The organism is Collinsella sp. AF23-2 (assembly GCF_003459245.1).
Taxonomy (GTDB): Bacteria; Actinomycetota; Coriobacteriia; order Coriobacteriales; family Coriobacteriaceae; genus Collinsella.
In genome coordinates, this window is sequence record NZ_QRVG01000032.1 from 1 (window position 1) to 18,773 (window position 18,773).

The 18,773-nt window shown below is 56.8% G+C and carries 18 protein-coding genes and 1 pseudogene; 12 read left to right on the top strand and 7 right to left on the bottom strand.

The features are described 5' to 3' along the window. Positions 1 to 122 precede the first annotated feature (122 nt). Both DWY03_RS09440 and DWY03_RS09445 read left to right on the top strand, forming a co-directional pair. Positions 123 to 350 (top strand): hypothetical protein, encoded by a 228-nt coding sequence (locus DWY03_RS09440; protein WP_117840673.1) that lies wholly within the window; start codon positions 123 to 125, stop codon positions 348 to 350. After that, positions 338 to 1,186, top strand: a complete 849-nt coding sequence (locus DWY03_RS09445; RefSeq protein ID WP_117840675.1) for an NAD-dependent protein deacetylase, SIR2 family — start codon at positions 338 to 340, stop codon at positions 1,184 to 1,186. Before DWY03_RS09440 ends, DWY03_RS09445 begins: the two co-directional genes overlap by 13 nt. A gap of 83 nt (positions 1,187 to 1,269) precedes the next feature. Here DWY03_RS09445 and DWY03_RS09450 read toward each other — a convergent pair whose 3' ends face one another. Continuing rightward, positions 1,270 to 1,830 carry a TetR/AcrR family transcriptional regulator gene (locus DWY03_RS09450; protein WP_055252681.1) on the bottom strand — a complete coding sequence of 187 codons (561 nt, stop codon included), beginning with the start codon at positions 1,828 to 1,830 and terminating at the stop codon, positions 1,270 to 1,272. A 143-nt stretch (positions 1,831 to 1,973) separates the two neighbouring features. On the opposite strand from DWY03_RS09450, the gene DWY03_RS09455 reads away from it, so the two are divergent. The 4 genes and pseudogenes from DWY03_RS09455 to DWY03_RS09470 all read left to right on the top strand — a co-directional run bounded on the left by DWY03_RS09455 (position 1,974) and on the right by DWY03_RS09470 (position 4,666). Beyond that, positions 1,974 to 2,174: a hypothetical protein gene (locus DWY03_RS09455; protein WP_055252679.1), complete on the top strand. Its 201-nt coding sequence runs from the start codon at positions 1,974 to 1,976 to the stop codon at positions 2,172 to 2,174. Further along, positions 2,171 to 2,860: pseudogene (locus DWY03_RS09460) on the top strand (radical SAM mobile pair protein A). The gene DWY03_RS09455 and the pseudogene DWY03_RS09460 overlap by 4 nt, the downstream one beginning before the upstream one ends. Next, positions 2,848 to 3,756 carry a radical SAM mobile pair protein B gene (locus DWY03_RS09465; RefSeq protein ID WP_055252675.1) on the top strand — a complete coding sequence of 303 codons (909 nt, stop codon included), beginning with the start codon at positions 2,848 to 2,850 and terminating at the stop codon, positions 3,754 to 3,756. The pseudogene DWY03_RS09460 and the gene DWY03_RS09465 overlap by 13 nt, the downstream one beginning before the upstream one ends. 199 nt (positions 3,757 to 3,955) lie before the next feature. Beyond that, complete coding sequence (locus DWY03_RS09470; RefSeq protein ID WP_117840677.1) at positions 3,956 to 4,666, top strand: NAD-dependent protein deacetylase, SIR2 family; 711 nt, start codon at positions 3,956 to 3,958, stop codon at positions 4,664 to 4,666. Here the strand turns inward: DWY03_RS09470 and DWY03_RS09475 are convergent. Both DWY03_RS09475 and DWY03_RS09480 read right to left on the bottom strand, forming a co-directional pair. After that, on the bottom strand, positions 4,663 to 5,427 hold the full coding sequence (locus tag DWY03_RS09475) for a carboxymuconolactone decarboxylase family protein (protein ID WP_055251066.1): 765 nt from the start codon (positions 5,425 to 5,427) through the stop codon (positions 4,663 to 4,665). The genes DWY03_RS09470 and DWY03_RS09475 overlap by 4 nt on opposite strands. Positions 5,428 to 5,490: 63 nt before the next feature. Then, positions 5,491 to 6,120, bottom strand: a complete 630-nt coding sequence (locus DWY03_RS09480) for a flavodoxin family protein (protein ID WP_197032839.1) — start codon at positions 6,118 to 6,120, stop codon at positions 5,491 to 5,493. A gap of 15 nt (positions 6,121 to 6,135) precedes the next feature. Here DWY03_RS09480 and DWY03_RS09485 point away from each other — a divergent pair, with 15 nt between their 5' ends. From DWY03_RS09485 to DWY03_RS09510, 6 genes are all read left to right on the top strand, one after another. Next, positions 6,136 to 6,576, top strand: a complete 441-nt coding sequence (locus tag DWY03_RS09485) for a MerR family transcriptional regulator (RefSeq protein WP_055251062.1) — start codon at positions 6,136 to 6,138, stop codon at positions 6,574 to 6,576. Between the two features lie 782 nt (positions 6,577 to 7,358). Beyond that, positions 7,359 to 7,988, top strand: a complete 630-nt coding sequence (locus DWY03_RS09490) for a class I SAM-dependent methyltransferase (protein ID WP_117563603.1) — start codon at positions 7,359 to 7,361, stop codon at positions 7,986 to 7,988. After that, entirely contained in the window at positions 7,975 to 8,580 is a 606-nt protein-coding gene (locus DWY03_RS09495) for a class I SAM-dependent methyltransferase (RefSeq protein WP_055251058.1), read from the top strand. Before DWY03_RS09490 ends, DWY03_RS09495 begins: the two co-directional genes overlap by 14 nt. 115 nt (positions 8,581 to 8,695) lie before the next feature. Then, entirely contained in the window at positions 8,696 to 9,526 is an 831-nt protein-coding gene (locus DWY03_RS09500) for a class I SAM-dependent methyltransferase (protein WP_055251056.1), read from the top strand. Positions 9,527 to 10,150: 624 nt separating this feature from the next. Beyond that, positions 10,151 to 11,113 carry an Abi family protein gene (locus DWY03_RS09505; protein ID WP_117840679.1) on the top strand — a complete coding sequence of 321 codons (963 nt, stop codon included), beginning with the start codon at positions 10,151 to 10,153 and terminating at the stop codon, positions 11,111 to 11,113. Positions 11,114 to 11,645: 532 nt separating this feature from the next. Beyond that, a complete protein-coding gene (locus DWY03_RS09510) occupies positions 11,646 to 12,065 on the top strand; it encodes a YjdF family protein (protein ID WP_117840681.1) in 420 nt (139 codons plus the stop codon). Positions 12,066 to 12,269: 204 nt separating this feature from the next. On the opposite strand, the gene DWY03_RS09515 is transcribed toward DWY03_RS09510, so the two are convergent. From DWY03_RS09515 to DWY03_RS09530, 4 genes are all read right to left on the bottom strand, one after another. Beyond that, positions 12,270 to 12,719 carry a hypothetical protein gene (locus DWY03_RS09515; RefSeq protein WP_117840683.1) on the bottom strand — a complete coding sequence of 150 codons (450 nt, stop codon included), beginning with the start codon at positions 12,717 to 12,719 and terminating at the stop codon, positions 12,270 to 12,272. A 465-nt stretch (positions 12,720 to 13,184) separates the two neighbouring features. Further along, positions 13,185 to 13,685 carry a hypothetical protein gene (locus tag DWY03_RS09520; protein WP_117840684.1) on the bottom strand — a complete coding sequence of 167 codons (501 nt, stop codon included), beginning with the start codon at positions 13,683 to 13,685 and terminating at the stop codon, positions 13,185 to 13,187. Positions 13,686 to 13,941: 256 nt separating this feature from the next. Next, positions 13,942 to 16,851: a DEAD/DEAH box helicase gene (locus DWY03_RS09525; RefSeq protein WP_117840686.1), complete on the bottom strand. Its 2,910-nt coding sequence runs from the start codon at positions 16,849 to 16,851 to the stop codon at positions 13,942 to 13,944. A gap of 2 nt (positions 16,852 to 16,853) precedes the next feature. Then, a complete protein-coding gene (locus tag DWY03_RS09530) occupies positions 16,854 to 18,650 on the bottom strand; it encodes a site-specific DNA-methyltransferase (protein ID WP_117840687.1) in 1,797 nt (598 codons plus the stop codon). Positions 18,651 to 18,773: the final 123 nt, after the last annotated feature.

Here is an 18,773-nt window from a genome sequence, read left to right on the forward strand (position 1 = left end):
ATCGAAATTTATCGATGGCCTATTTCAGACTGTAATGGGGCATACGCACGTCGATCGACGAGCGGCGTCTCGCCCATCCAGACGCCCTCGCCACGGCCCAGCTCGAGGAGCTCGAGCGCCTTGTGCAAGCCCATCGCAACGGCAGGGTCGCCATCCTCGAACTTGGCGTGGGACTGCGCAACGGCATCATAAAGCACATGCTCGCCCAGATCGCGAACGTCTGCGAGCACGCCACCTACATCGTGTTCAACTACAGCCAGGCTATGGCGCCCGATGCATCGTGCGAGACGATTCTCGTTGACGGCGATATGGCCCCGGCTTTCGAGGAGATTGCCCAATGCCGTCTCTAGAGAGGGAAGCGTATAGGCTTCGAAGCCTTATCGACGATGCCGACGCCATCATCGTCGGCATCGGCTCGGGCATGTCAAGCGCCGCCGGGTTCAACCATTACAACCGCGCAGGCATGGCGCGCGCCGGAATGACGGACTGGCAGCAAGCCTTTGGCTTCAAGAGCCTTTTCGACGGCTTCTACCACCTCTACCCCAGCCTCGAGCAGCGATGGGCATACTATGCGCGATACATCGACTTCATGCTGCGCGAGCCGACCTCGCAGCCCTATCTCGACCTACGGTCCCTCATCGGCCATAAGGACTACTTCATCCTGAGCACCAATGTGGACACCCAAGTCGAGAAGACGTTTCCCACCGAGAGGATCTGCAACTATCAGGGAAGCTTCGCGCACCTTCAGTGCAAGCAGCCATGCTGCGACGAGCTCTTCGACGCGAGCCCCTACGTCGAGCGCATGCTCGCGGGCATGGCGGGGTTCGAGGTCCTCAGCGAGGATGTCCCCCGATGCCCGCACTGCGGCTGGCAGCTTGTGCCGTGGGTGCGCGACGACACGTTTCTGCAGGGTGCGGCCTGGCGCGAGAGCCTCGGACGATACGAGCGCTTCGTGCGCGAGCGCAGCGATCGCCGCGTGCTGTTGCTGGAGCTCGGCGTGGGCGAGATGACCCCCGGCATCATCACGCTCCCGTTCTGGAGCATGACCGCGAAGCTGCCGGATGCGCACCTTTTGAGCGTAAACATCTCGGGCGGCTCGGCTCCGTTGCAGCTTGGAAGCAAGGCAGGGGCGATCCAGGCCGATTTGGGCGCCCTGCTCTCGGTGGCGCGGGCAGGTGGCGAGTAACGCGGAGCGGTAGACGCGCAATGAGGTTTTAGCCGCAGCCTCCGAACGAGAGGGCTCGGAGGCTGGTATTCCTGAATCGCAGGTCACGATGGGTTATCGGAATCGCGAAGAGCGGATACCGCCAGTAAGCCCCCTTCGGAATAGGCGTTGAGCAGCTCCTGGGCATGGGCGAACTCGGGGCCTCGTCTCCAGCCGAGCAGGCGGTTGACGGCCAGATCGCCCTGGACGTTGTGGACGAAGAGCAGGAAGGCGTCTTCGCGTGAAAGCCCTGTTTTCTCCATGACCCAGGGAACCATCTGCTCCGCTCCGCGTTCTATGACGCGCTGGGCTACGCGAGCGTATGAGTCGCTGTCCGAATAAAGCAGGCGATAATCGTCGTCTGCCGACGGACGCTGGCAAAGCGTTGCCGATTCAACCCCCTCAAGCGGGGGAGCCGCTGCCAATGCCTCGTCGATAAGCGCATCGAGCAGCGCGTACTTATCCTCGCAATGCAGGTAGAACGTTCCCCGGTTGATCTCGGCGCGGCGGCAGATGTCCGCCACCGTCATCTTCGCGAAGCCGACCTCGGCCAGCAGCGCGAAGAACGCCTCCTGTATGACCGAGAGGGTGTAGCGCCGCCGGCGGTCGATCTTGGTTTCTCCCATCGCCTCTCCAATCTGAGTCGTTTGACAATGTCCAGTAGCTGTTCGTTTATCGACAGGTGCACGCGTTTGTTCATTGCCCCTGCGAAAATCAACAAGGATACTGTTTATAGACACCTGTTTTTTATAGCTGAAAGGGAGCACGGATGACCCTGTGCGAGAAGCTCGGCATCGGGCTTGTCAGCCGATCGTTTTCCCATCGGGCCGTCTATCGAAACGGCGGCACGTCATACGATTTGAGCGATTGCGAGCCTGCTGCTTGCAAGCAAGATATCGAGGCTTTTGCCCGCAAGGTGGGGAAGGCTGATTGCGTGTTTACGGGAGAGGCAGGTAGGCAGGCGTTATGAGCATCTGCATCAAAAATCAGATTCAGAATATGAATATCGTCATCGGCTGCACGGTGGGGTGTCCATATTGCTATGCCCGTAACAATGTGAAACGTTAGCATATGATTGACGACTTCGCTGATCCTGCGTTCTTCCCGAGCAAGCTCAAGATGATGGAAAAGAAACGCCCGCAGAACTTTCTCCTTACCGGCATGAGCGATCTCTCCGGGTGGAAGCTGGAATGGCGAGACGAGGTATTTGCAAAGATCCATGAGAATCCACAGCATCAGTTCCTGTTCCTGACCAAGAGACCCGATTTGCTGGATTTAGATACCGACCTGGAAAACGCATGGTTCGGCGTTACGGTGACGAGGAAAGCGGAGCTGTGGCGTATCGACGCCCTTCGGAAAAACGTCAAAGCAAATCACTTCTTCGTTACTTTTGAGCCGCTATTCGACGATCCCGGTACGGTCGACCTTTCCGGAATCAACTGGATCGTCGTCGGTACCATGACCGGGGCGCAGAGCAGGAAGGTTCATACGGAACCGGAGTGGGCATGGTCTTTGACGGACCAGGCGCACGCGCTTGGCATTCCAATGTTTATGAAGGAAGACCTCGTCTCTGTCATAGGGGACGAAAACATGATTCAGGAATTGCCGGAAGAATTCGAAAGAGTGCTGGAGGTGCAGAGAACATGGCGGAAGTGATCGATGGAATCCTCATCAATGAGGTGGAAGCAAAGAACATCATGACCAAGTCCAGCCTGCCGGTAGGCGGCTACTCGGTCAATCCCTATGTAGGTTGCACGCATGCCTGCAAGTATTGCTATGCCTCCTTTATGAAGCGCTTTACCGGACACAAGGAGGAATGGGGCACCTTTCTTGATGTGAAGCATTGGCCGGAAATCAAGAATCCGAAGAAATACGCTGGACAGCGGGTGGTTATCGGTTCTGTGACGGATGGCTACAATCCACAGGAGGAGCGATTCGGGAATACCAGGAAACTCCTGGAGCAGCTGATTGGCAGCGATGCAGATATTCTGATCTGCACAAAGTCCGATCTTGTGGTACGGGATATCGATCTGCTGAAGAGGCTTGGACGAGTGACCGTTTCATGGTCGATCAACACGCTGGATGAGAACTTCAAGAACGATATGGACTCCGCGTCGAGCATCGAGCGTCGTATCGCTGCTATGAAGCAGGTGTATGACGAAGGTATCCGTACGGTCTGCTTCGTGTCCCCGGTATTTCCCGGCATCACGGATTTTGAGATGATTTTTGAGCGAGTAAAAGATCGGTGCGATTTGTTTTGGCTCGAAAATCTCAATCTTCGGGGTGGTTTCAAAAAAGCGATTCTGGATTATATCGCCGAGAAACATCCCAATCTCGTACCGCTTTACGATGAGATCTATAACAAGCGCAACCGTAGCTATTTTGAAGCGCTTGAAGTAAAAGCCGAGGAAATGGCCAAGAAGTACGATTGCCCCTTTGTGGACAACGAAATGCCTTATGGCAGAGTCCCCCAGGGGCATCCGGTGATCGTGGACTACTTCTATCACGAGGAAGTCCGAGGGTCGGATAATAGCGGAAAAAGAAATCGTTAAACGGAAACCGACGACGATTCGCTCGAGCGATTAGCGTCCACGCGTGGCTTCTGCCGATTGGCGCAACGGGCGACGGATTAAGGGATCGCTCGGGCGGATGATCCCGCTGCAGTACAGGCGGTCGCTCAATTTAGCGGCATGAGCGTTTTCGCACGGAAAACCAGTATCCCCTGTGCCGAGTTTAATCGTAGCGAATACAATGGGCACTGAGCATCAATCGAAAGTAGTCAAGAGCCTTTTCGACGGCTTCTACCACCTCTACCCCAGCCTCGAGCAGCAGTGGGCATACTATGCGCGATACATCGACTTCATGCTGCGCGAGCTGGCCTCGCAGCCCTATCTCGACCTACGGTCCCTCATCGGCCATAAGGACTACTTCATCCTGAGCACCAATGTGGACACCCAGGCCGAGAAGACGTTTCCCGACGAGAGAACCTGTAACTATCAGGGAAGCTTCGCGCACCTTCAGTGCAAGCAGCCATGCTGCGACGAGCTCTTCGACGCGAGCCCCTACGTCGAGCGCATGCTCGCGGGCATGGCGGGGTTCGAGGTCCTCAGCGAGGATGTCCCCCGATGCCCGCACTGCGGCTGGCAGCTTGTGCCGTGGGTGCGCGACGACACGTTTCTGCAGGGTGCGGCCTGGCGCGAGAGCCTCGGACGATACGAGCGCTTCGTGCGCGAGCGCAGCGATCGCCGCGTGCTGTTGCTGGAGCTCGGCGTGGGCGAGATGACCCCCGGCATCATCACGCTCCCGTTCTGGAGCATGACCGCGAAGCTGCCGGATGCGCACCTGTTGAGCGTCAACATCTCGAACGGCTCGGCTCCGCTGCAGCTCGGAAGCAAGGCAGAGGCGATTCAGGCAGATTTGGGCGCGCTGCTCTCGGCGGCGCGGACGGGCGACGGTGCTTAAGCCTCCTTGTTGGTCGCTTTAAGGTATGCATCGTCGCCCACGGGCTCCAGCCACTCGTTGGAGGTCTCCTCGCCCGGAACCTCCAACGCGAGATGCGAGAACCAGCTGTCGGGCGCGGCGCCGTGCCAGTGCTTCACCCCCGGGGCGATGTTGACCACGTCGCCGGGGCGCAGCTCCTGTGCCGGCTTTCCCCACTCCTGGTAAAACCCTCGACCAGCCACGCAGACGAGGATCTGCCCACCGCCGCTTTTGGCGTGATGGACGTGCCAGTTGTTGCGGCAGCCGGGCTCGAACGTCACGTTGTGGACACCGACCTGCTCGGTGGAAAGGGGCGCGAGGTAGCTTTGCCCGATAAAGTACTTCGCGAAGGCGTCGTTGGGGGCACCGATGGGGAAAACCATCTCGTTTTGGTGCTGAGCCCTTGCGTCGGCGGCATCGTCGGCCGCCCAGACCTCCTTCGCCATGCGGAAGGCAGCCCACGCCTTGGGCCAACCCGCATAAAACGCCGCGTGCGTAAGGATTTCCGCTATCTCCGTCCTGGTCACTCCATTGTTCTTTGCGGACATCAGGTGATATTTGAACGAAGAGTCCGTCAGCCCCTGCGACATCAGGGCAACCACCGTCACCACGCTGCGGTCGCGCAGGGAGAGCTCACTCTCTCGGCTCCACACCTCGCCGAACAGCACGTCGTCGTTGAGCTGTGCGAATTTGGGAGCGAACTCCCCCAGGGCGTCTCTGCCTGCCGTCTGTTTAACTGCCATGATCGATTTCCTCCTGTCGATAGTTTTGGCACAAATCTGTTTCCGCGCGGCCAAACAGCCCGGCTAGATTCCCATGCCCATTCGCCGCGCCTGCTCCAGAGCGGGATGCCCGGCGATTTCGCCCACGCCGTTCACGCCGCCGGCGAAAACCGTTCCAGCGAGCGTGCAGCGGGAGAAACAGTCAACCCATCCCTGCATCGCCTTTTTCGCCCCGTCGAAGGTCGAGCGCCCGTTCTCCGCCGCCGTCGCCAACAGATATGCCTCGGTGAATGCATAATCGGAGCCAAAAAGCGGGTTAGCGCGGTCCAGCATGGTTTTGAGCTGGCCGCAGACGCTGTAGTAGTAGACGGGCGTTGCAAACACCAGCACATCCGCATCGTGCATTTTGGCGGCAATTTCCACGGCATCGTCTTGGATGACGCAACGCCCCAACTTTAAGCAGGCAAGGCAGCCCCTGCAGAAGCCCATTTGCTTCTCGCGCAGACGCACGGTCTCAACGCTGTGACCTGCCTCCCGCGCGCCGTTGGCGAAAGCCTCCGCCAGCGTCTCGGAATTGCCATTCTTTCGTGGACTTGAAGAAACTATCAAAACCGTTTTGCCCATTACGGAATACCCCTTGCGCTCCCGATTTACATTGACGAGAATGAAGGTAATACCTAAACCTGACTTTAGGTCAAGGAATGAATTCGACATTGTTTCGGAGGAGCCATGTACACAATCGGACAGGTGGCGGAAATGTTCGGTTTGCCCGCTTCAACGCTGCGATATTACGACAAGCAGGGATTGTTCCCGGGGCTGGAGCGGGCATCCGGCATTCGCCGATTCAGCGATACGGAACTCGAAGCGCTTCGGGTCATCGAATGCCTAAAGAAGGCTGGAATGGAGATCAAGGACATCCGGCTGTTCATGGAATGGTGCGCAGAGGGTCCCTCAACATACCCCAAACGCAAGGCCATGTTCGAGGAGCGCAAGGCCCACATGGAGTCGGAGATCGTGAACATGAACCGCGCGCTCGACATGCTGAAGTTCAAATGCTGGTACTACGAGCAGGCAATCCAAGATGGCAACGAGGATAGAGTGAAGGCGCTGATTCCCGATAATTTGCCAGAAGAAATCAAAGATACCTACGATAACGCCCACACTCAATAATGCCGCCCGATGCTCAAGGGGCTTTGGCAAGGAGTCGTTTTAGGCAGATATGCAAAAAGATAGCCTCCGAACCAGAGGGTCCGGAGGCTTTTATTCCCGTTATTTCGCTGGTGGCTTTACTCTATGGCGGCGCCGAAACAGCATCAGGCGGTACTCGACGGTATCAAAACGCGAGTTCAAAAGCCAGTTCCCGCTATTCCCGCTCAGTGACTAATCCAGGCCGAGTGTTGTCGATGCGTGTCGCGTCGTACCGCCTAAGGGCCAATTCGTGCGCAATTTGGGCGAATCAGGCCCTTAATTCGCGATTTTGTGAATGACTCAATTGATTCGCAAAACCGCAGGTCGCCTTTTTAATCACTCCCTAGTTTCCGCCGGGGTTCGTAGCGGGTGGCGTGAAAAGGGGTGATTCAAAGGGTCGGAGAGATGTCTATAGCGCAATCTTCTGGTATTGGCGCAGTGAGGGACTTCTCACCTCCATCAGTCCAAATCGTCAAGCTCCGAAAGACGTCGAGCTAGAGAAAAGGACCTATTTCCCGTCATGGATTGGGTTTACCTGCATGACTAGAGCCCTGGTGTAATTGGCTGGATCACCGTTCCGGGAACCGGTATCGACCTACCTGTCCGCCAAGCTCCTTCTTCAGCTCCAGCTTAGTATCTGACTCACACCGTTATAAGCAAAACCGAAGAGATGCGTCTTGGCCAAGAAATAAGGTTAGCCTTATCTTACTGCATGATTCGTGTGTTATAGTTAGATTGCTCTAACTGTTTGGGGGGCGATAGCCATGCACGAACGCAAGGGCTTCTGGGACAAGAATGCCGGTCGGTACGACCGTTTCATGCGAAAGGACCGGGCGGCGTATGAGAAGATGTATGAGCTGATCAGGCCGGTGGTGAAAGCAAAAACCGTACTGGAGGTTGCCACCGGCACGGGGCTTATCGCAAAGAGCATCGTGGATGCGGCGGTGCACATCGAGGCTACGGACGCTTCTGCACAGATGATCCTTGAAGCAAAGCGGGACAATCAATCCGCAAAGCTGCACTTTTCCGTACAAGATATGTTCCGCCTGCCCTATGCACAGAAGTCCTTCGAAGTGGTGATCGCGTCCAACGCGCTTCACATAGTGCCGCATCCGGAAAAGGCACTGCAAGAAATCAGGCGGGTACTGAAGGACGACGGCGTGCTCATCGCGCCAACCTTCACCCACGCGGGGAACTCGGTTTCCGGCAAGGCAAAAGCCTTTTTCATGAGTATGGCGGGATTCCCCCTCCACAGCAGGTGGACAAGCGAGGAATACCTGCGTTTCCTGCGTCAAAACGGCTGGGCGGTGCAGAAAAGCGCGGTGCTGAAGGCCTCGTTCCCATTGACCTATGCGGAATGCACGAAATCGGAGGGGCCAGATGTCGTTCTTTGAAAACACCCGCAAGCCCGTGGGCCTCGGCGGAAAACTTATGGTTGCCATGATGAATCTGGGCCACAGCCCTGTGGCGCGGTGGGGACTTCGATTTCTACGACTTGCGCCAAATGCCAAGGTGCTGGATTGCGGCTGCGGCGGCGGGGCGAACATAAAACGGCTGCTGAAAAAATGCCCGCATGGCGTCGTCAAGGGCGTCGACTATTCGCCCGTCAGCGTGGAGAAGACTAGAAAGCTCAACCGAATTGCAATTCAGGAGGGGCGTTGCGCCGTTCTGCAAGGCAGTGTGGCGGATATGGTGTTTGAGGATAGCTACTTCGATGCCGCCACGGCCTTTGAGACCGTCTATTTTTGGCCTGATTTGCCCCGATGCTTCCGTGAGGTCTGGCGGACGCTGAAGCCAGGCGGGACAATTCTTATCTGCAACGAGAGCAATGGCGATACGGACAAGGACGAGAGGTGGACGCAGATCATCGGCGGCATGACCATCTACAAGGACATTGAATTAAAGGCATGTCTGGAGCAGGCGGGTTTTCACGAGGTGCAGATACACAAAAAGAAAAAGTGGCTCTGCGTCACGGCGCGGAAGTAGGGGTATCAAGCACGGGCATTTTTGCATCCATCCTGCACATGGCGATAGGCATGACGGTCATAGCGGCTATGCTGGCGGCAATTATGACAGTTTTTATTCACTGAGGAAGAAACCTATGAAATGTAAAATTGAGAAAAACACCGTGCAGGAGACGCTGATCCTCCCGCTGTATTCCCGGAAGCTGTGTACGGAGTTGTACCCGAACCTTTACAGGGATGAAACAGCGGTTCGTCTGCTCGACCAGATCGACTACGACTTTTCAGAGGCAGAGAAAAACTCCCGCAGCCTGATACAGCGCTTTGGTGCGCTGGAGGTGGCCACACGGCAGAGTGATCTTGCTTTCGAGGTGCGGGATTACCTGAAAGGCCACCCCAATGCGGCGGTGGTCAATCTGGGCTGCGGGCTGGACAACACCGGCAGAACCTGCGACAACGGTAGATGCAAGATCTACAATCTGGACTTCCCGGATGTGATTGCCTTGCGGCAGCAGCTACTGCCCGCCGGGGATCGAGAACAAAATATCCCCTGCGACCTGAAAGACACCGCATGGTTTAGCAAAATCGATGCCTCCCGCGGGGCGGTGTTCTTTGCCTCCGGGGTGTTCTATTACTTTCTGACCCAGCAGGTCCGGGAACTGGTGCGGGGGATGGCGGACGCTTTCCCCGGCAGTGTGCTGGTCTTTGATGCTGCCAATCGGACGGCGGTAAAGATGATCGCAAAAACATGGCTTAAGACTGCAAAAATCAAGGATGTGGGGGCATATTTTGCGGTTTCGGATGCCGCCAAGGAAATCGGCACGTGGGACAGCCGTCTGCAGGTCACAAGTCGCGGCTATATGCTGGGCTACAACGATTTGAGAGACTCTTCTGTCAGCTGCTTTTTCCGGTTTCTCGCAAGGGTCGGTGACAACGGGATGAAAATGCAAATCGTGAAAATAAGATTTTGAGAGGCGAAAACGAAGCGCATTCACTTTGACGTCGAAGAAGACGGCTTTTACGGCGCATATTGGGCGTGCAAGGACACGCATACAGCAGCGGGCACGGATTCAATTGAAACCGTGCCCGCTATCTGATACTATATTATTTTATCGAACGTATGTTCTATTCCCACTCGATGACGTCGGTTCTGCCGTCCCGTCATTCCAGTTACACCCAGTTTTCGGCATCGACACGGAACGCGTGCCGCCGAATGACGCGATGTCGCGTTTCGTCGGCTTCGGGGACAAAAGTTGGGACAACCTCAAAAACTTTTTTCAAACTCAGGGCATTGAGTTTTTGTTTTTGTCCCAAAGTACGCGGCGGGTCGCCTTTGGAGGCTCGATGGCGCCGAAAACGTCCGTTTTGAAACTCAACCGCCCTTTTGCCTGCAAGCCGCCAGCTGCAACCGCAAGTGAATTAACGCGGGTGGCTTGCGCGCCATTTGCAAAACCCCAGGTCGCAGGTCTTCGCCATTCGTGAACAAAGTGAGTAGTCTCAGGTGGCTTGCTTATGAGTTGGCGAACGGGCCTTCAGGATTCAGGGCAAACATGCTGGTAGAATAGGATTCTCAAATCAATGACAGGAGACCGAGCATGGCCGAACCCCACGATAGGAAGCCGATCCTCACGATCGAGCAGCAGATAGAGCACCTCAAGCAGAAGGGCGTAGCCTTCGAGCTGTGTTCCGAGGAAGAGGCCGCGGACTACCTGCGCGACAAGTGCAACTTCTTCAAGCTCGCATCCTACCGCAAACTCTTCTCGAAATACGAGGGAGGCCCGCGCGACGGCCGCTACGTAGGCCTCGACTTCGGCCAGCTGCGCCTGCTCGCGGCGCTCGACCAGGAGCTGCGCCACGCCCTGCTCGGCATGACGCTCGACATCGAGCATTTCCAGAAGGTGACACTGCTTCGCGAGATGGAGGACCGCGGAGAGGACGGCTACGCCATCGTGGCCGACTACATGGCATCGCTTACCACTGCAAACAGGGAGTACCGCCTGCGCGAGCTCAAGATGAGCGGCCGCAGCCCCTACAGCTCGAGCCTCTACGCGAAGTACTCCGGCGACATGCCTGCCTGGGCCTTCCTTGAGCTCACCTCGTTCGGCACCCTCATCGACTTCGTGCGCTTCTGCGCCAGGCGATGGGGCGACAGGCGCCTCGAGGCCTCCCACTACGACCTCAAGCGCGTGAAGTCCGTCCGCAACTGCGCCGCGCACGGCTCGTGCCTGATCAACTGCTTCGCCGAGAGGGGCGCCGCCCGGGGCTCGGCGTCCAGCGGCGTCTCCCGAAGGGTCGCCGCCGTGGGAATTCCCAAGGCGACCAGGAGGAAGTGGATGGGGAATACGGCCATGCAGGAGGTCGCGACCGTGCTCGTGGCGCACTCCGGCTTGGTACCCGAGGGCTCCTCACGCTCGCGCGCCGCATCCGAGCTCGCCGAGATGTTCGCCAGGGCCGACGGCGAAACCGAGGCGCTGCCCGACAAGGGGCCCGACGCCGCAGCTCGCTCCGCGCTCGAGTTCCTTCGCAGGTTGACAGAATCGCTCGGGTTGGTAGAATAGCCTGCAGATAGCAAAACCTTCACGGTTTTAGGGGCGGACTTGCGCAAGCGACTCTGCCCTATTTTTATATTCACTCGCTATAGGAGACGGGTGATACCTGGGTCAATGACAGAACTGAGAAGCCCGGAATAATGGAGCCAGTTAGAAACCATCGGGTTTGCGGGGCGGGATCGTGAGAGCGATTCTGCCCTATTTTTTTCCTCTGTCTGCTCCAAATCAAGTAGTTCGAAGATAGCCTGTAGGTGTCCTCGTGGGCGCCTTTTATTTTCAGGGAATCAGTCGTGAGCTAATGAACGCGGCCATCGGCCGCTTCATGAACGAGCGACCAGCTTGACCTAAATCGAACCGCCTTCATCTCCGTCTAGGCGCCGGCAATCAACATCGCAAATCCGCGCGTGCTACAATGCGGGCACCAGAGATGAAAACACAGTCCCCGTCGGGTAGTCGTGGGCGTGCGGATGTCCGCATCAGTAACCTGCCTCCTTGGTTGTCCCTTCTCTGCATGGTTATCTACATAAAGGAGGAGCCAACCATGCAGATCAGCGTGTCGTCCACCCTGACCGTATATCATGACGGCCAATTCTGGGTCGGGCTGGCGGAGCATGTCGAGGACGGCAGATACGGCGTCGCCCGCTTCGTCTTCGGCGCGGAGCCGTCCGATGAGGAGATTCTGCAATTCGTTACAAGCAAATGGGAGAAGTTCTCATTCTTCGGTGGCGAACCGGCTGAGGCAAGCAAGCCCGCGAAGAACCCCAAGCGGCGTGCTCGCGAGGCGGCGAAAGCCCTCAAGCAGCCAGCGATGAGCACCAAGGCGCAGCAAGCTCTCGCGGCACAGCGGGAAGCGATGAAGCGGGAGTCGGCTCAAGCAAGAAGCCAGCGTCGCGCGGATGAGGCGGAGGCGCGCTTCGAGCAGCGAAAGCTGAAGCGCAAGCAGAAGCATCGTGGGCATTGATCGCCATTTGCAGCAAGGCAAACCATATACAGCAGCGGTGCCAGTTCCACTTGAAGCCGACGCCGCGTAGACGCTGATGGTGATGGCTATGCACGGGCACGGGTGCGTCACCGCACTTCACAGCTTGTTTCTCAAGTATTTGGGGCGCGCGGCGTTCAAAAATGCGGAGCGACTCCGCATGGCTCGAGACTGAGCCGAGGTGCCCTACTTCTCGCCCTCCAGCAGCCCCACGATGCGGTCGATGTCGACGGCAAAGCGAGGCCTTCCCTCGCGCTCGTAGCGGTCGAGGTACGCCTGGCACTCGGAGACAATGCGCTTGGTGTTGCCGTCGATGATGCGCTGGAGCGTCTCGTAGTAGGCCGAGCCCTCGGTCCTGAAGCGGCGCTGGTAGGACTTGGTTATGGGGAACATCTTGATGTAGTGGATGCCGTGGCGACAGCGGGGGCGCGTCGTGGGGCGGGGTGGCAGCGCAAAGTACTGGTCTTTGGGCACGTTGGGAGCGATGTTGGAACGCAACGGCACGGCGAAGTCCCTGCGCTTCCCGCGGAAACGCAGCCTCGCCACCACGATGCAGGGGCGATTGTGCTTAAGCATGAGCTCGCGGTCGCCCTCGACGAGGTCGAAGAAGTCCTGGGAGATGGATACGATCTTCATCGGTTACGCCCCCCTTCATACGAAGCGGGGCCCGCATCGCTGCAGGCCCCTACAGGTGGGCGATATTCTACGCCTTGCGGCACCCCGTCGCCCACGGAGGTTAAACGTACACGTAAGCCGTACTCTGAAAGCCGCGGCTTCCGGCAAGTAGTTTATACCACGAAAGGTCGCTTTCAATGCGCATAGCTCGCAAAATAACACTCGCTGGGCCGTCACCCTTGGCAGTTACCCTCCAATCTTCATTGGAGTCAGCAGGTCAATTCATATAGTCATGGGGGTTTATCCTAAAGAGAATCTATTTTATACCCCCATAACCAAAGAATTTCCTATTCCCACTCGATAACAAGATCCGCAGGTAGAAGTGTAGTCCAGTTATTTGCACCACAAATTAACAGGCGTTTCTTCAACTGAATTTGGTCCTCATTTGGTCCCCACGCATAAAACTGAAAGGCCGATTCAAGATCTTTAATCAACTGGATCATCCTTTGGTGGGCATTTGACCCAACGATATTTCTCATCGTCAAGGCGCGCGGCCAACTCATGGCAATCTCTATAGCGCAATGCTATAGGTTTAGGGAAAAGATCGTCTTTTACGGAAGCAATCAACTCGTGAGGCGCATTGTTGTCTATCAGCGAAATCATTGCAAGAACATATCCGCTATAAAGACCGTCCACATAACCCGTTTGGTGCAAATTTTCAATAAGTAAATCATTTGGCAAGCCGCCATATCCACTTGGCAGTAAGCCTTCTTCTACGAGCTGAGAAGACCATAGGGAGATAATCTCATCCTCGTCTTTCTTGCTAAGTTTTCCTAGAATATCATCAATATCAATGCCCTGAACTTTATCGTTAAGGTATGCGAACAAAATCCGAATGAGGGCCTTGGCCATCGAAGACAACTCGCGATTGATTTCTTCCTTTACCTCACTAGCGACTCCGTCGCCCAATTTTGTTTCTTTATTCATATCCTTTATCCTTCCTAGCGGCATGTCCCGAAGCAATATGCTCCGACTCGTCAACAAAGGAAGCACTTGCTAAGCAAGCGCATACCCCCTCTTGAAACGCTCGTCAAAGGGGCAGAAATCGCTATAAAAATGGCCGTCAATAAGCTGTGAACCATTCGATTGACGTATCGACCGCCTTGATTCCTCGTTTTCCTCCTTTGTTGTTTTGTGTAGCCCTAAACTGAACACACTTCGGAGTCGGTATCCAATCAATCTTCTATTGGTAGTCGTTTGCATACGAACTATAGAAGAGCGCCTTGCAATCGACATCGCTGTAGCCCATAACGGCATCCTGCACATCGGCGCGCAAGAGGTTAAGCACCTTGTATACGCCCCCTCCCATGTCCCCAACGAAAAGCACCTGCTTAAACACGTCGGGATACTCACGTAGATAGGCAACGTACCCCCTGAGCTTGGCAAGCGTGTCACTGAGGAAATCTCCGTGCGGGTCGACGATCGACGGTTTGATTGTCCCGTCACCGTCCTTCACGAAGAAGAGGAAGTCTGGATGCAGGGCCTTGCGTCCCACCGAAGACATGTACGGAATCGAAAACGCCTTGGCAGACATGCTGCCCGACGGATTGCGATAGAAGGCAACCGTGCGATTCTTTGCCAATTCGTTCCTAACGATATAGTCTTCCGCCGGGTTCAGGTCGAGCGGGCAGAGGCCGTCCTCTTTCTGCACGATATGGCACGGATACTTAGCGAAGTCATCCGACGTGCTGGCAGACGTGGGCCACTCTATCTTTGTGAGGCGCTTGCCTTCGGTTTCACGGGCCAGCTCGTCGTAACGCTGCTTTGCCGAGTCGTTAAGGTAGTCATAATCGCCAGATCCATCGACCTTATCGAAGTATTCCTTTCGGCATTGAGCCGCCCAGCCCTCGAGCGCATCAACGATGGCCTGCGTGCGCACCGCTGCGGCAAGGCGCAGGTCGCACTCGGGGCGCCCAAGCTCCTTGAAGTTGACGCGACGATACTCATTCGCAAACTCCTTAGTGAAATGTATGTCGGCGTCGCGGGCGGCCTTTCTGAGGCCCTCGGCGTCCGTGCGGGCTTCCTCCTGCTCCTGGTCCTCAGTCTCGTTGAGCTTGTCGAGCGTGATCTTGACGGTCTCGGCAACCTCTACGTCGTGTTTGGCTTCGCGGTACTCGTCCTCGTTAGCAACGATGTATCCCTTGAGCTTCTGGACGAACTGTTTTTTCACGTCGGCCGCGGCATTGACATCGAGGCCAGTCTCGACAAGCAGAGTCGCCGTCTTAACCAGGCTCTGGAATTCGTTTCTAGCCTTCTTCGGAATGCGCTGGACGGGGATGGAATCGAAGGCTGTGCGGATGCCTTGCCACTCCTGATGCGTGAAAGACTGCTCGCGTTTGGTGGGCGGCTTGGGCTTTGCCATGGGCACGGGTTTTACGACCGAGACGGGCTGGGTCGGCTCGGTCTGTGTGGAACTTGGCTCAGGTGTCGCAGGTTGCTGCGGGGCAGACGCTGCAACGTAGTTGCCCGTTGTGGGCTGAGGCGCCAGCTCCGCTTCTGGCGCCGGGACGTCGACGGGCCTGACCGCCGAGGCAAGCGAGGGCTGCGTTCCCTGCATGTCCAACGGCTCCTGAATCGCGATGCCGGCAAGCGGCGCCTGGTAGCCGGGTTGTGCCTGCCGCGCCGCCTCGATGGCCTTCTCGTTCTCCTCGTACGCCTTGAGCTCCTGTTGGTAGTCGGCTTCGGACTTGGGCGCAGCCGCCGTGATAGTCACGGGGTTGAGAACGATGTTCTGCTTGCCAATGGAGCTCTCGCCCATGTCGTCCTTGCGGCCCATGAGGTAGTCGACCACGTCCTGAGTGCTCTCGGGATTGAACTGGGGCAGGTAGCAGGCGACGGAGTTCAAAAGATCATCGGATTCGATGCGCCGCGCAAGTGGAGTGCGTACCATACGTCCCACGAGCTGCGCGATATAGGTCGAGTCCGAACGCCTGCGCTGCGAGAAGATGACTTCCGCTCGCGGGCAGTCCCATCCGTTGGAGACAGCCTCCTTGGCGAAGAGCACGCGAATGCGCGAGGTGTCCTGAACGAACTCGGGCTCGACATAGGGGATGAGGTATTTTCCCGCCGCGATGTCCTTATGCTCGCCGAAGACGTTGGCGAACGACATCGCCTCGGAAAGGCCGGGGACCAGGCCCGTGATCTGGTCGCACATCTCAGCCAGGGCCGAGCTGCTCACGTTGTCCGCCGCTTGGATGAGCAGCAGCGGGTTGACGGGACTCTCGCCCTCGCGGGCACAGTACTCGTCCCACTCGCGGCAGGCCAAGGCATAGCGCTCGCACGCCATAGTGAGATACTGGTGCTCGACTGGGTCGTCCTTCTCTGGTACGCGCAACTCGATGATGTCCTTGAGCAGACCTGACTCCTGGACCTCGCGAGGGGTCACAGCGACCTTTGGCATACGCACGCGATCGGCGCGCTGGTCCATGGCTGCCTCGAACCTCTGCGGTGTGGCGGAAATCCCGACGACGACGGGCATCGCGGCCCGGCCATCAAGCCCATCAATAAGGTTTGCGTAGATAGTCGCCGTGCCGCGCTCGCTCGAGGCATTGGCGCCCAAGCCGCGGTGTGCCTCGTCGATGAACAGGTAGAGGTTGCGCTCGGGGTCCCTGATGGTGCGGTCAAGGATGTCCCAGAACATACGCCCGGAATTGGCCTCACCACCTTTGGTGAGCAGGCCATTCTTGCTGAGCAGGTCCTTGCTGAGGAAATAAACGTGACGGGGCTCGAGAATATCGTGCGCGGCTCCGAAGTCGTTGGTAATCGTGACCAGATGGCGCCTATCGAGAACGCTGTCTGCGAGCTTGTCCGACACATTGGAGAAGCGCACGCCCGTCTGCTCGTTCAGGCTCGGGGAATCAGAGAGCCAAAGGACCACGGCGTTCTCGTCGGGAATGAGGCCCAGATCGTCGTCTCCGAAGAAGAGCGCTTCGATGGCTGCCGCGCACATGACCGTCTTGCCCGAGCCCGTGGGAGATGCGAGGCACACCGAAGACAGTTCGCCGTCCCGCTCATAGCGGCGACGCATCGACTGCAACCTGTTTGCCAAGGCAGCGACAGCCCCGGCCTGGAATTCCTTAAGTTCGACCCTCATATTTACCTCACCGCATCCTCGGCGGCAATCTTGAATGATTGCAGATAGTTCTCGTAAAGACGGACCATGTCGAGTCCGGGGAGCTGGGCCCTGACCCCAGCGAAGCGCGCCGTATCGTCGGTGATCACAAACGCGCAGACAACCTCGGGACTGCCCTTAAGTGCCTTGACAAAATCGCCGACGGCGGCGAAATCGAAGAGCACGGCATAGGTGTCGGAGATGGCGTAGCCCGGCTCCTCATGCTCGATGACGCGTCCGCGGGCGCCGGCGCGCAGCCACAACAAAGGTGCGATCTCCTCAAACGCCACACCAAGCTCAACGGCATCGGGGTCCTCGTAGGTGAGGTCGAAGAAGACCGCGTTCTCCTCGAACCCGTCGGCCATGGGGAACTCGTCCGTAAATTTATAGTCGCCCTTGATGGGGTCACCCGCGGGCGTCTTGCCCGTGATGGCCGCCGTGAGACGCGGCTTGGTTATGTACTGGCAAATGCCCTGAGCTTCCCACTCGGGATCGCCTTGGCGCAGACCTCGTTTAATTAACCTTTTCGCTTCTTCATCGGAGACTTCGTTGTTTGTAACGCTGATGGACCTGCGATGGCCTTCGTCTAGATTATTTAGTCGCATGACGGCATGTGCCGTTGTGCCTGAGCCGGAAAAGAAGTCAACCACAAGAGCATTAGGCTTGTCTGCGACGAAAAAACGAATGGCGTCTTCGACAGCATAGAGAGATTTGGGGAAAGGAAACTTGCGATCAGGCATCATTGAGAGGAGTAAACGCGACCCGTAGTACGTTGCGTTGTGAGAGGGAATATCCCATTGACTTCCAGGGATATATCCTTGCTCGCTAGCGTTTTCATCCGGTATTACTGAACCGTCCGCTCGGCGACCAACAATAGCGACCTCGCCAGATTCGATTTTTTTGACCTCTCCAGCCTTGAGATAGGTTAGACGCATTCCTTTCTCTGTTAGCTTTCCGAGTTTCACAAATCCGCGTTTGTAGAGAGAGCGCAGCTTGGCGGGGCTCACTTGCCAATTGCCCTCGACTCCATTCGCCTTTATTGGCCATATTACGCGGGTGCCCGGAAGTGGGAGTATGCTATCGCGCGGCGTATCTGGGGCAACGGGCTCTCCGATTTCAACGATATGACTGCCGTCTTCCGCTACATAGATGGGATAAAAAAGGTTGGGCCTGTCGACGCGGCGTGAATTGGTGCCAGCTCTGGCGAGCTGATTCCAAGTCAGAATTTGTTTTTTATTCTTCACTTTTCCGTGCCATTCGTCTGGCAAGACAAGTTTGCGCGGTGCGGCGGATCCGAACATGACGAAAAACAAGTATTCATTGCTGCGGGAAAAAGAGTCCCCGCGTGATACGCCGGCAGAGTTAATAACACTGCTGATCATTTGAATTCGCTCTCCGGGAAATACGTTTTCCAGCAGCAAACCCAGTCTCAGGTATTCTTTCTCATCGATTGTGACGATAAGTACGGAATCGTTGGGATTGAGCAGCTGCTTGGCGAGCTTGAGGCGACGCTCCATGAAGGCGAGCCATTTGGAGTGACGATAGGCGTCGGAGCCGTCGACGTAATCGTTGTTATATTTCCAGTCGCGGGCACCGGTGTTATAGGGTGGGTCAATATATATACAGTCCACTTTGCCTGCATAGGCAAAGGCCAAGGCTTCAAGAGCATGGTAGTTTTCGCCGTTAATGACTACTTGATAGGGCTTATCGCCACCGCGCTCGACACGCCCAGTCTCTTTGAGGCCAGCATAAATCGGCTGGTCATATTCAGCAACAGGCACGACATCGTTGACGGCAACGGAGCGGGGCTCGCATTCGTTTTCGTCATATGAGGGCGATTGATATGGCTTTAGATCAGCAACCCCCCATTACAGTCTGAAATAGGCCATCGATAAATTTCGATG

Bases quoted from the DNA above. Each gene is read 5' to 3' on its own strand.
- DWY03_RS09445 (WP_117840675.1), top strand. From the start codon at position 338: ATGCCGTCTCTAGAGAGGGAAGCGTATAGGCTTCGAAGCCTTATCGAC.
- DWY03_RS09450 (WP_055252681.1), bottom strand. From the start codon at position 1,830: ATGGGAGAAACCAAGATCGACCGCCGGCGGCGCTACACCCTCTCGGTC.
- DWY03_RS09455 (WP_055252679.1), top strand. From the start codon at position 1,974: ATGACCCTGTGCGAGAAGCTCGGCATCGGGCTTGTCAGCCGATCGTTT.
- DWY03_RS09465 (WP_055252675.1), top strand. From the start codon at position 2,848: ATGGCGGAAGTGATCGATGGAATCCTCATCAATGAGGTGGAAGCAAAG.
- DWY03_RS09470 (WP_117840677.1), top strand. From the start codon at position 3,956: ATGGGCACTGAGCATCAATCGAAAGTAGTCAAGAGCCTTTTCGACGGC.
- DWY03_RS09475 (WP_055251066.1), bottom strand. From the start codon at position 5,427: ATGGCAGTTAAACAGACGGCAGGCAGAGACGCCCTGGGGGAGTTCGCT.
- DWY03_RS09480 (WP_197032839.1), bottom strand. From the start codon at position 6,120: ATGTCGAATTCATTCCTTGACCTAAAGTCAGGTTTAGGTATTACCTTC.
- DWY03_RS09485 (WP_055251062.1), top strand. From the start codon at position 6,136: ATGTACACAATCGGACAGGTGGCGGAAATGTTCGGTTTGCCCGCTTCA.
- DWY03_RS09490 (WP_117563603.1), top strand. From the start codon at position 7,359: ATGCACGAACGCAAGGGCTTCTGGGACAAGAATGCCGGTCGGTACGAC.
- DWY03_RS09495 (WP_055251058.1), top strand. From the start codon at position 7,975: ATGTCGTTCTTTGAAAACACCCGCAAGCCCGTGGGCCTCGGCGGAAAA.
- DWY03_RS09500 (WP_055251056.1), top strand. From the start codon at position 8,696: ATGAAATGTAAAATTGAGAAAAACACCGTGCAGGAGACGCTGATCCTC.
- DWY03_RS09505 (WP_117840679.1), top strand. From the start codon at position 10,151: ATGGCCGAACCCCACGATAGGAAGCCGATCCTCACGATCGAGCAGCAG.
- DWY03_RS09510 (WP_117840681.1), top strand. From the start codon at position 11,646: ATGCAGATCAGCGTGTCGTCCACCCTGACCGTATATCATGACGGCCAA.
- DWY03_RS09515 (WP_117840683.1), bottom strand. From the start codon at position 12,719: ATGAAGATCGTATCCATCTCCCAGGACTTCTTCGACCTCGTCGAGGGC.
- DWY03_RS09520 (WP_117840684.1), bottom strand. From the start codon at position 13,685: ATGAATAAAGAAACAAAATTGGGCGACGGAGTCGCTAGTGAGGTAAAG.
- DWY03_RS09525 (WP_117840686.1), bottom strand. From the start codon at position 16,851: ATGAGGGTCGAACTTAAGGAATTCCAGGCCGGGGCTGTCGCTGCCTTG.